The organism is Thalassotalea agariperforans (assembly GCF_053470345.1).
Genome location: NZ_JBQMWH010000001.1, coordinates 617,798 through 629,848, shown reverse-complemented (window position 1 = coordinate 629,848; position 12,051 = coordinate 617,798). Strand labels below are relative to the sequence as shown.

Here is a 12,051-nt window from a genome sequence, read left to right as displayed (position 1 = left end):
TAGAAGCTAGAAGCTAGAAGCTAGAAGCTAGAAGCTAGAAGCTAGAAGCTAGAAGCTAGAAGCTAGAAGCTAGAAGCTAGAAGCTAGAAGCAGCTTAATGGTTATTATGATTCAATGGCAAGTCATTTATAAAATAATTAATGAACAGTTATATCAATCACTAAAGCCAACACTAAAAACCACAATAACCTATAGATTAAACTAATAAAAGCTCGCCCTTAGTTAAGTTTACACAGCTAATCATTTTATTGATATGCGTAGTTTTGCGTAGTCACTTGCGCACTTTGACGAATACTTTTCCTTGTCAAAAAAACACATACTAAACCCAGTTCTAAATAGCCTTGCGTTTATGAGTTATCACCTAAAAAGATAACCAAAGCATTCTTTAAATTACTAATGGGAAATTCAACATGAAATTACTGACTAAATTAACTCCGGTTGCAGCTACATTACTACTGTCTTTAGGTGCCGCTTCTGCTGTTCAAGCTGAAGAAAAAAGTGCATTAACTGTAGGTGGCTTTATCGATATGTCTTACGTATATCAAGATTCAGATGCTGAAGCGAGTAGTACTTCTTCATCTGGTGTTGACCAAGTAGAAGTTAACCTAGGTTACGACTTTGGTAACAAGCTAACTGCTGCGGTAGATGTTGAATATAAAAATGCTGCCGATGGTGCCAATGTTGAGCAAGCCTATATTTCTTACGCTGTTTCAGATGACTTCAGTGTTAAAGCCGGTCGTTTTTTAAGTTACTCAGGTTGGGAAACAGAAGAGCCAACCGGTTTATTTCAATATTCAGGCACTGGTTATGCTAAATATTTCTACGGATATTACCAACAAGGTGTTTCAGGTATTTATTCTGGTGACGGCTACGCATTAGCTGTATCTGTTGTTAACGATTTAGCTGGTCCTCAAGCAACTGATTCTGAACAGCCAGGTGTTGAAACCATGCTTGCGCTTATGCCAACCGACGAAATAACCGTAAAAGCTTTTTATTCTGTAGAAGGTGATACTAAGCTTTTCAACACATGGGCAAGCTATTCAAAAGATGCGTTAACCTTAGCGGCTGAATACAACTCAGCTGAAGACAGTGCTTATGCAGGTAGTGATGCTAGTGGTTATTTATTAATGGCTAACTACGCCTTTGAAGATTTTGCGTTAACGCTTCGTTACCACGATTATGAAGTTGAGGATGCCGCAGGTACTACCACTGAAGAAGCCAATGCGTTCACTATTTCACCAAGCTTTGCGATCAACGACAATTTATTAATTGTTACTGAGTACCGCATGGAAGAAATGAACGGTGTTGATATTGATACCTTAGCCATTGAAGCTTTAGTTACTTTCTAACTGATTAACCTGTCACACGTTCTAGCTAATTAATTTAGCTAGAACACCATATTAACAATATTAAAGGATACAAAAATGAAATTGAAAAAACTCATTTTAGCTAGCTCAATTATCGCGAGTAGCTTAGTAACACAAATGGCGATGGCAGCAGATACCATTAAAGTTGGTGTTTTACATTCACTATCAGGCACCATGGCAATTTCTGAAACCACATTAAAAGATACAGTTTTAATGATGATTGAAGAGCAAAATAAAGCCGGTGGTTTATTAGGTAAAAAATTAGAACCAGTTGTTGTTGACCCAGCTTCTAACTGGCCATTATTTGCGGAAAAAACCCGTGAGCTGTTAGCCAAAGAAAAAGTAGATGTTATTTTTGGTTGTTGGACATCAGTTTCGCGTAAATCAGCATTACCGGTACTTGAAGAATTAAACGGTTTATTATTTTACCCGGTTCAGTACGAAGGTGAAGAATCATCTAAAAACGTATTCTACACAGGTGCTGCGCCAAACCAACAAGCGATCCCTGCCGTTGATTATTTAATGGACGATATTGGCGCTACTCGTTGGGTTTTAGCTGGTACAGATTATGTTTACCCACGTACTACCAACAAAATCTTAAAAGCCTACTTAAACTCTAAAGGTGTTAAAGATTCAGATATCATGATCAACTACACACCGTTTGGTCATTCAGATTGGCAAGGTATTGTTTCAGACATTAAAAAGTTTGGTTCAGCTGGCAAAAAAACAGCCGTTGTTTCAACTATTAATGGTGATGCCAACATTCCTTTCTACAAAGAATTAGGTAACCAAGGTATTTCTGCAGAAGACATTCCAGTAGTGGCATTCTCAGTAGGTGAAGAAGAGCTTTCTGGTTTTGATACTAAGCCATTAGTTGGTCACTTAGCCGCTTGGAACTACTTCCAAAGTGTTGAAACAGAAGAAAACGAAGCTTTCATTTCAGCTTGGAAAAAATACATTGGTGATGAAAAACGTGTAACCAACGATCCGATGGAAGCGACTTACATTGGTTTTAAAATGTGGGCAAAAGCAGTTGAGAAAGTGGGTACTACTGACGTAGATGCTGTTGAACAAGCACTTATTGGTATAGCTGTGCCTAACTTAACCGGTGGTATTGCGGTAATGAACGCTAACCATCACTTATCTAAGCCAGTACTTATTGGTGAAATCCAAGAAGATGGTCAATTTGAAGTGGTATCAGAAACACCTGATACGGTAATTGGTGATGCTTGGTCAGACTACTTACCTAGCTCTAAAAACCTAATTTCAGATTGGACTGCGCCAGTAAAATGCGGCAACTTCGATGTGAAAACAGCTAAGTGTTCAGGTCAAAACTTCTAAGTTTTACCTAACGACCTGCTCAGTTATCTTCCCATGGGTAACTGAGCATTTTTTTGGTAGGTCAATTAATGTATTACCTACCATATACTCAAAGCAGTTTTGCCGTTGGTACAAATTAGAAGCTATCTAAGAATGTTTTGAGTATATGTTTAACAATACCTTATTTATCACCAAGTTTATTATTTTCAAATGCGACGCTTGCGATTAATTCAATAAGCTGTCAACGCATTTTTATTAAAAAGGAATACGCAATGAAGCGAATATTCTCTGTGTTACTCAGTTGCTTGTTACTCTGTTCTATAACAACTTGGCAAGCTCATGCTGAAACGGTAAGTGATGCTAAAAGTAGTATTAACACAGAAGCAGCGCTGCCTCTGTTAGTTAAACAGTTACCCAAAACTAAGCTTAATAAAATGCCGGTTTTAGTTGATAAAATTGCCGCTACTCAGCATACTAAAACTCGGGATATTTTACAATTTATGCTTGATGGTGATTTATATTACCTTAAAGCTAATAAAATTATTGTTCAGGCATTAAAAACCGAAGACGGCTCATATGCCTTAACCGAAGTTTTAACCGGAGCAGAACTTGCCCCGGTAAAAAAATCAAAAATTTCAAAAGTTAAAACTAATAACCGTTTACGTGGCACCATTCGTAGTGCCATTGCTAAGTTAGATTTAACAAACCCAATCAAGTCTATTCGCCTTGCCGCGGTAAAACAATTACTTGATAACCCTTCTGATAGTGGTTTATTAGCTGTGAAGGAACTGATCAGCCAAGAGCAAGATGATGACGTTCGCACCAAAATGAATGTCACCTTATTACTCGATCAATTAAAAGTGGGTAATCACGGCGAAAAAATTGCCGCGATCAAACAATTAGAAGACACTTTAGAGCCCGCAGTTAAAAATACCATGGTTAACATGTTAGCGGCCTTGCCTGAAAAAGGTAAAACCGAAGAACAAAAAGTGTTAGCAAAAAGCTTACAAAAAGTGATCAGTAATATTGAAGATAAACGCAGCTTTTTTGAAGTTGTTGAAAACATCTTCTTCGGCTTGAGTTTAGGCTCAGTATTGTTATTAGCGGCTATTGGTCTTGCGATTACCTTTGGTGTTATGGGCGTAATTAATATGGCCCACGGCGAAATGATGATGTTGGGTGCGTATACTACCTATGTTATTCAATTAGCCTTTCCAAACTTAATTGAATATTCATTATTAATGGCAATTCCAGCAGCATTTTTAGTATCAGGCATTGTCGGTATTATTATTGAGCGAGGCGTTATTCGTTACCTTAAAGGTCGTCCACTTGAAACCTTATTAGCCACCTTTGGTATTTCTTTAATTTTACAGCAATTAGTTAGAACCATTTTCTCGCCGTTAAACCGTCAAGTACAAGCACCTGAATGGATGACGGGTTCGTGGGAAATCAATCCTGTATTTTCATTAACCTTTAACCGCTTATATATCATTATTTTTTCATTGATGGTGTTTGTCAGTTTATTACTGATTTTGAAAAAATCGTCTTTAGGTTTACATGTGCGCGCAGTTTCACAAAACCGTGACATGGCGCGAGCATTAAGTATTAAAAGTGATTGGGTTGATGCCATTACTTTTGGTTTAGGCTCAGGTATTGCGGGTATTGCCGGTGTAGTATTAAGCCAATTAACCAATGTTGGCCCTAACTTAGGACAAGCCTATATCATCGACTCATTCTTAGTAGTGGTATTTGGTGGTGTTGGTAACTTATGGGGAACCTTAGTTGCTGCAATGTCGCTTGGTTCAATCAATAAATTCCTTGAACCATTAACGGGGTCAGTATTAGCCAATATTATCGTGCTAGTCGGTTTAGTGTTATTTATTCAAAAACGCCCGAAAGGCTTATTCCCACAAAAAGGACGAGCGGCAGACTAATGACTAATTCAACTTTTATGCAAAATCTTTTTACTAAATTAAGCCATTTACATGTTGTGGTTGGCACCTTATTTGTTGCTACCTTGTATGTAACTGTTTGTAATTTATTTTTTAGCGAAGGCTCACTACTTCATGTCAGTGACTATACGGTAAGTTTATTCGGCAAATATTTATGTTATGCCTTACTTGCCTTAGCCGTTGATCTTGTTTGGGGTTATTGTGGCATTTTAAGCTTAGGCCATGGTGCGTTTTTCACTTTAGGTGGTTATGCCATGGGCATGTACTTAATGCGTCAAATTGGCGACCGTGGTGTTTACGGCAACCCTGATTTACCTGACTTTATGGTGTTTTTAAACTGGACAGAACTGCCTTGGTTTTGGGCAGGTTCAAGTAGCGTTTGGTGGATGATTGCTATGGTCTTTATTGGCCCAGGTTTATTAGCTTATGTGTTTGGTTCAATGGCGTTTCGTTCACGTGTTAGCGGTGTTTATTTATCCATCATGACACAAGCGATGACTTACGCATTAATGCTGGCATTTTTCCGAAATGAAATGGGCTTTGGTGGCAATAATGGCTTAACCGACTTTAAAGAAATTGTTGGTTTTTCATTACAAGATCCACACACCAAATTAGCTTTATTTATTATTACAGCTATTGCCTTAGCCATTGCTTATTGGATCAGCAATTACATTGTTAATTCAAAAATGGGCCGAGTGGTCACCGCCACACGTGATGCGGAAAGCCGTGTCCGTTTTGTTGGCTATAAACCTGAGCATTACAAAGTATGGATATTTGTTGTATCAGCTATGTTAGCTGGTGTTGCGGGTGCTTTATACGTGCCACAAGTAGGCATTATTAATCCAGGCGAATTTTCACCGTTAAATTCAATTGAAATGGTAATTTGGGTAGCTATTGGTGGCCGCTGTACTTTATATGGTGCAATTATCGGTGCGATTGTCGTGAGTTACGCAAAAACTCGTTTCACCGCGATAATGCCAGAGGCATGGTTATTTGCTTTAGGTGGCTTATTTGTATTAGTTACCTTACTACTACCGAAAGGCATCGCCGGTTTATTACCAAACTTATTTGATAAATTACCTCTGTTCAAAGGTAAAACATCAACCAATTCAGAAGCGCCAGCAGCGGAGGCAAAATCATGATCGTCGATAAATCAGGTAGCCCACTAACGGCGACAGAAAATATTAAACCCGATACTCGTCACGGCGTTATTTTATATGTTGAAGATGTTAGTGTTAGTTTTGATGGTTTTAAAGCATTAAACGACTTAAACCTTTACATTAATGACGGTGAATTACGCTGTTTAATTGGTGCTAACGGTGCCGGTAAAACTACCTTAATGGATGTAATTACCGGTAAAATTCGCCCTGATACTGGTAAGGTTAACTTTGGCCAACAAGTCGATTTATTAAAATTAGACGAATCTGAAATTGCTAAAGCCGGTATTGGTCGTAAATTTCAAAAACCAACCGTGTTTGAAGCCTTATCAGTATTTGAAAATATAGAACTAAGCTTGGCTGGTGATAAAGGTATTTGGACTTCACTTTTTCACAAGTTAACCGGTGAGCAAAAAGATCGCATTGGCGAAATTTTATATACCATAGGCTTAGTTAAAGAAGCCCACTACCCTGCTGGCCGTTTGTCACATGGTCAAAAGCAATGGTTAGAAATTGGCATGTTGTTAGCGGCAGAGCCGAGAGTGTTATTAGTTGATGAACCTGTCGCTGGCATGACCGGCCAAGAAACCGAACGAACAGCGGAATTATTAACCTCATTAGCCGGTAAACATTCGGTTGTAGTGGTTGAACATGATATGGCATTTGTTCGTTCTATTGCCCGAAAAGTTACGGTGTTACATCAAGGTTCGGTCTTAGCCGAAGGTTCAATGTCAGAAGTTCAATCCAACCCTGAAGTAATCAAAGTTTATCTCGGTGAAGATGACGGTGCAGCCAATAAAGCGGGAGAAGTGGCATAATGATCGAGTTAAAAAACGTTAACCAAAAATACGGTGGCACTCAAATTTTATGGGATTTAGATCTCACCATCAAAAAAGGCTCTCGTACCTGTATTATGGGTCGTAATGGGGTAGGTAAAACCACCCTGTTACAAGTTATTATGGGCATGTTACCAATAAGCTCAGGAAGCTTAGTGATCAATGACACTGACATGGCAAAAAGTTCAGTAGAATCAAGACCCGAGTTAGGTGTTGGCTATGTACCACAAGGCCGTCATATTTTTCCGCAGTTAACGGTTGAAGAAAACTTAAAAATCAGCCTAAACTGTAAACGACAAAAAAGTAAAACCATACCTGAGCATATCTATACCTTGTTTCCGGTATTAAAAGAAATGTTACATCGCCGCGGTGGTGATTTATCTGGTGGTCAGCAACAACAATTGGCAATTGCCCGGGCGTTAGTGCTAAACCCTGATATTTTAATACTTGATGAGCCCAATGAAGGTATTCAACCGAATATCGTACAATTAATTCGTGATGTATTATTAAAGTTAAATAAAGAGCACGGCATTACTATTGTTTTAGTTGAACAAAAGCTGCCTTTTGCACGCGCCGTTGGTGAAGAGTTTGTCTTGATGGAAAAAGGCCAAGTGATCGCAACCGGTGAAATGCCAGAGCTAACTGACGAATTAGTCAGCAAGTATTTAGCGGTTTAACGGTTTAAATTCAGCTTTGATAAGCTCTTTTACAATTTCAGGTTTATTTTACTCTCTTAATTAACGTTAACTCGGTAGAATAAACCTAAATTTAAATCGCGCTATACACTTACCTAACAACAAATAAAAAATGACCGCCAACTTAGCCTTAACGGAAAATCACAATAACAGCGATGCTCTACATGCAGCCGATTCTTCTGCAGCAGTTAAGCTTGCACCTAAGAATGCTTGGCTAGCCAGTTTAGCCTTAGAATTTAGCTTCACAGCCAATGGCAGCCAATTAACCCGCACTAAACGCAATGGCCCATTAAGTGTGCAAAAAGCGTTTTACCCTGAAGGACGCGATTGCGCTCATATTTATTTATTGCACCCACCAGCAGGTATTGTCTCGGGCGATGAATTACGGGTGAATATTCAGGTTAATACCAATGCACATTGTTTAGTGACAACGCCTGGTGCTAACCGGTTTTATCGTGCCCGAGAAGATTTAACCATTGGTGAACCCAAGCAATATCAACATTTTGAAATTGTGCTTAACGAACAGGCAAAATGTGAGAACTTCCCACTTGAAACCATTGTTTATGAAGGGGCTGATGGCGTTAATACCGTTGATATTAAATTAACTAGCTCAAGCGCTTATATTGGCTGGGATATTACTTGTTTAGGCTTGCCGCGTTCAGGGCAACTATTTAAACAAGGTAGCTATACGCAACTGAATCGAGTGTATTGTGATAACACCTTAATTTATCATGATCGCATTGCCATTAAACCTGACAATGATATTCATCAACATATAGCTGGGCTTAATAACAAAGGGGTTTTTGCCACTATGCTCGCCTATGCACCCAAAGATCAATTAAGCTTGAGTGAACAAAAAGCGCTGGTCGCTGAATTACGCGAACACATGGTTCACCTAAATGCCGAGCATAAAATAAGTATTAGCCAAATACGTTCGCTATTAGTCATACGTTATTTAGGCCAACATGCAGAAGAGTGTAAGGCGTTATTTATCGAACTATGGCAAATTATAAGGCCAATTTATTTAGCAAAAGCTGCCAATATTCCACGTATTTGGCATACTTAGCTTCCTATTTTAAGACATAACAGTAGAGACCATTATGGATTTATTACCAAGAGAAAAAGACAAACTACTGATATTTACTGCTGCCCTGCTAGCCGAACGACGTTTAGCGCGTGGCGTTAAATTGAATTACCCCGAAGCCATGGCCTACATTTCAATGGAGATCATGGAAGGCGCACGTGATGGTAAAACCGTTGCTGAGATGATGGATTATGGCCGTACGCTATTAACCCGTGAGCAGGTGATGGATGGCGTTGCTGAATTAATTACCGATGTACAAGTTGAAGCAACGTTCCCTGATGGTACTAAGTTAGTTACGGTTCATAATCCAATTATTTAACCTGCACTACCGATTTAAAAATATTAAAACACAAGGAAGCTATTATGATCCCTGGTGAAATAAAAACAGACAATGGTGATCGCGAACTTAACGTCGGTCGTGAACAACTAAAAATAACCGTTGCAAATTCAGGTGACCGCCCAATTCAAGTAGGCTCTCATTACCACTTTTACGAAGTAAACAGTGCCTTACTTTTTGATCGCGAAATCACTAAAGGTTATCGCTTAGATATTACCTCAAGTACTGCCGTTCGCTTTGAACCGGGGCAAGAACGAGAAGTTACCCTTATCCCTTATCGTGGTAACCGTCGTGTTTTTGGTTTTCGTGCTGATATTCAAGGAGATTTATAATGGCCAGTATTGATAAACATGCTTACGCGCATATGTTTGGTCCAACGGTTGGCGACCGTGTCCGTTTAGCTGACACCGACCTTTGGATAGAAGTAGAAAAAGATTTCACTGAATATGGCGAAGAAGTCACCTTTGGTGGTGGTAAAGTTATTCGTGATGGCATGGGACAAAGCCAAGCATCATGTGCTGACACTGTCGACCTTGTGATCACCAATGCCTTAATTTTAGATCATTGGGGTATTATTAAAGCCGATATTGGGATAAAAGATGGCCGTATTGCCATTATTGGTAAAGCGGGTAACCCTGACATACAAGACAATATTGATATTGAAATTGGTGCCGGTACTGAAGTGATAGCTGGTGAAGGACAAATACTCACTGCCGGTGGCATAGATGCTCATATTCACTTTATTTGCCCACAACAAATTGAAGAAGCCTTAATGTCAGGAATAACCACCATGATCGGTGGAGGCACGGGCCCAGCTACAGGCACAAAAGCAACAACATGCACCCCAGGTCCTTGGAATATTTATAAAATGTTGCAAGCCACTAATGACTTCCCTATGAATTTTGGCTTTTTAGGTAAAGGTAATGTCAGTTTACCAAAGGCGATTGAAGAACAAATTGAAGCCGGCGTTTGTGGCTTAAAATTACATGAAGATTGGGGCACAACTCCTGCTGCTATCGACAATTGTTTATCGGTTGCTGAGCGCTATGATGTACAAGTGGCAATTCATACCGATACGTTAAATGAATCAGGCTTTTTAGAAGATACCCTAGGAGCATTTAAAGGTCGCACCATTCACACGTATCATACCGAAGGTGCTGGTGGTGGACATTCACCGGATATTATTCGCGCTTGTGGTGAAGCCAATGTATTGCCGTCATCAACAAATCCAACCCGCCCGTATACGGTAAATACCATTGATGAACATTTAGACATGTTGATGGTTTGTCATCATCTAAACCCATCGATACCAGAAGATATTGCCTTTGCCGATTCTCGTATTCGTAAAGAAAGTATTGCCGCCGAAGATATTATGCAAGACTTAGGTGCTATCAGTATGATTTCATCTGACTCGCAAGCTATGGGACGTATTGGCGAAGTCATCACCCGTACTTGGCAAACAGCCCATAAAATGAAGCAACAACGTGGCCCTCTTGCCCCTGATACCGAGCGTAATGATAACTTTCGCGCCAAACGATATATTGCCAAATACACAATAAACCCAGCAATTAGCCACGGTGTTAGCCATGAAGTTGGCTCAATTGAAATCGGCAAGCTAGCTGATCTGGTATTATGGAAACCGGCATTCTTTGGTATTAAACCGTCAATGATCCTTAAAGGCGGATTTATTGCTGGGGCACCTATGGGTGATGCAAACGCTTCTATCCCAACACCACAGCCAGTGTATTATCGCCCTATGTTTGGTAGTTATGGCCAAGCCCCTGCTAAAACTTGTATGACCTTTATGTCGCAAGCGTCAATTGATTTAGGGGTACCCGAAAAAATTGGTATGACCCGCATGGTCGGGGTTTGTAAAAATACCCGTAATGTCAGTAAAGACGATATGATCCATAACAACTGGCAACCCAAAATAGAGGTTGATGCCCAAACTTATGAAGTAAGAGCTGATGGTGAGTTATTAACTTGTGAACCAGCGGAGTCGCTGCCGTTATCACAACTTTACTGCTTATTTTAGTTACCATTAAATGGTGGTATTAAAGTAAAAATTTTAATTTTAGGAAAATAGATGTTACAAGCATATGAGCGATTAAGTCATAGCCATGATCCAATTGCTGACACAATAACCTTAGATCAAGACACACGTAAAAAAGCACGTATTAAAGCAAAAACTGATGGCGGCTTAGACATTGGTATTTTTATGGAGCGTGGTCATCCGTTATTAGTGGGTGAAGTACTGAAAACAGAATGTGGTTTATTAGTAGAAGTTAAAGGTGAAGCAGAGCCTGTTGCTACCGCTATGGCAACTGATTGGTTAACCTTTTGTAAGGTTTGTTATCACTTAGGTAATCGTCATACATCATTGCAAATTGGCGACTTATGGGTGCGTTTTAAACCCGATCATGTTTTAGAAGAGTTAGCTGAAAAATATGGCTTAACTATCGATCACACACCGGCAGTTTTTGAGCCAGAAAATGGTGCTTATGGTGGTCACTCGCATGGACACGGTCATTCACATGCCCACTAGTTCGCTAAATGCTGAGCCGATGAATGCTAAGCACAGCACACCAATGCAATTAAATCGTTTATTGCAGCTGTGCAGTGCTAACTTACCCGTTGGCGGTTTTTCTTTTTCGCAAGGATTAGAATACGCCGTTGAAATGGGTTGGTTAACTTGCTCTAAAACCACAGCTAGCTGGATCACCATTAATTTAGAAGAGTCCATCGCTCAAACAGATTTAGCCATACTCCAACGGTTATTCCAAGCATTAACTAACAATGACTTTAACGCCTTTAGGCACTGGAACGAGCATTTGATCGCCTGTCGTGAAAGCCATGAATTATTACTGGCTGATCTCGCCATGGGTAAAGCGTTAGTGCGTTTGTTAAAGCAACTCGACAATATTAACAGCGAGCCTTACCAAACGATTTTAAATATCACTGATATCAGTTTTGTTAGTGCCTTCGCCCTGAGTGCATACTTATTTCAACTTGATGTCATTACCACACAAAGTGGTTACTGCTGGACTTACATTGATAACCAAGTCGCGGCAGCAACCAAGTTAGTGCCATTAGGGCAAACTCAAGCACAAAACTTATTATTTGAATTAACGGAAAACACCTCAAAAATAATTGAGAAAGCAAATCAACTTAATGATGACGAAATTGGTACCAGCTTACCGCACTTAGCGATGGCAAGTGCTTGGCATGAAACACAATATTCACGACTATTCCGATCATAAGATAATTAAGAAATAACTTATTAAAGCAATTAAATAACAGAGA

12 protein-coding genes are annotated in these 12,051 nt (G+C 39.6%); all 12 read left to right on the top strand.

Annotation, left to right across the window (positions count from 1 at the left end; translation table 11 throughout):
- The first annotated feature begins 410 nt into the window (after positions 1-410).
- The 12 genes from ACSLUO_RS02770 to ACSLUO_RS02715 all read left to right on the top strand — a co-directional run bounded on the left by ACSLUO_RS02770 (position 411) and on the right by ACSLUO_RS02715 (position 12,008).
- Positions 411-1,349, top strand: coding sequence for an outer membrane beta-barrel protein (locus ACSLUO_RS02770; protein WP_448245978.1), 939 nt, complete (start codon positions 411-413; stop codon positions 1,347-1,349).
- A gap of 75 nt (positions 1,350-1,424) precedes the next feature.
- The gene (urtA, locus tag ACSLUO_RS02765) at positions 1,425-2,708 is read left to right on the top strand and encodes an urea ABC transporter substrate-binding protein (RefSeq protein WP_448245977.1); all 1,284 of its coding nucleotides are present in this window, start codon (positions 1,425-1,427) and stop codon (positions 2,706-2,708) included.
- 251 nt (positions 2,709-2,959) lie between these two features.
- Positions 2,960-4,621, top strand: coding sequence for an urea ABC transporter permease subunit UrtB (gene urtB / locus ACSLUO_RS02760; protein WP_448245976.1), 1,662 nt, complete (start codon positions 2,960-2,962; stop codon positions 4,619-4,621).
- Positions 4,622-4,638: 17 nt separating this feature from the next.
- Positions 4,639-5,781, top strand: coding sequence for an urea ABC transporter permease subunit UrtC (gene urtC, locus ACSLUO_RS02755; RefSeq protein ID WP_448246161.1), 1,143 nt, complete (start codon positions 4,639-4,641; stop codon positions 5,779-5,781).
- A complete protein-coding gene (gene urtD, locus ACSLUO_RS02750; protein ID WP_448245975.1) occupies positions 5,778-6,614 on the top strand; it encodes an urea ABC transporter ATP-binding protein UrtD in 837 nt (278 codons plus the stop codon). Before urtC ends, urtD begins: the two co-directional genes overlap by 4 nt.
- Positions 6,614-7,309: an urea ABC transporter ATP-binding subunit UrtE gene (urtE, locus tag ACSLUO_RS02745; protein ID WP_448245974.1), complete on the top strand. Its 696-nt coding sequence runs from the start codon at positions 6,614-6,616 to the stop codon at positions 7,307-7,309. The genes urtD and urtE overlap by 1 nt, the downstream gene beginning before the upstream one ends.
- Positions 7,310-7,439: 130 nt before the next feature.
- Positions 7,440-8,393 (top strand): urease accessory protein UreD, encoded by a 954-nt coding sequence (locus ACSLUO_RS02740; protein ID WP_448245973.1) that lies wholly within the window; start codon positions 7,440-7,442, stop codon positions 8,391-8,393.
- A 34-nt stretch (positions 8,394-8,427) separates the two neighbouring features.
- Positions 8,428-8,730 (top strand): urease subunit gamma, encoded by a 303-nt coding sequence (locus ACSLUO_RS02735; RefSeq protein WP_448245971.1) that lies wholly within the window; start codon positions 8,428-8,430, stop codon positions 8,728-8,730.
- A gap of 44 nt (positions 8,731-8,774) precedes the next feature.
- Positions 8,775-9,080 (top strand): urease subunit beta, encoded by a 306-nt coding sequence (locus tag ACSLUO_RS02730; protein ID WP_448245969.1) that lies wholly within the window; start codon positions 8,775-8,777, stop codon positions 9,078-9,080.
- Positions 9,080-10,783: an urease subunit alpha gene (gene ureC / locus ACSLUO_RS02725; protein ID WP_448245967.1), complete on the top strand. Its 1,704-nt coding sequence runs from the start codon at positions 9,080-9,082 to the stop codon at positions 10,781-10,783. The genes ACSLUO_RS02730 and ureC overlap by 1 nt, the downstream gene beginning before the upstream one ends.
- Positions 10,784-10,834: 51 nt before the next feature.
- Positions 10,835-11,293, top strand: a complete 459-nt coding sequence (ureE, locus tag ACSLUO_RS02720) for an urease accessory protein UreE (protein WP_448245965.1) — start codon at positions 10,835-10,837, stop codon at positions 11,291-11,293.
- Positions 11,283-12,008 (top strand): urease accessory protein UreF, encoded by a 726-nt coding sequence (locus ACSLUO_RS02715; RefSeq protein WP_448245963.1) that lies wholly within the window; start codon positions 11,283-11,285, stop codon positions 12,006-12,008. The genes ureE and ACSLUO_RS02715 overlap by 11 nt, the downstream gene beginning before the upstream one ends.
- The last annotated feature ends 43 nt before the right edge of the window (positions 12,009-12,051 follow it).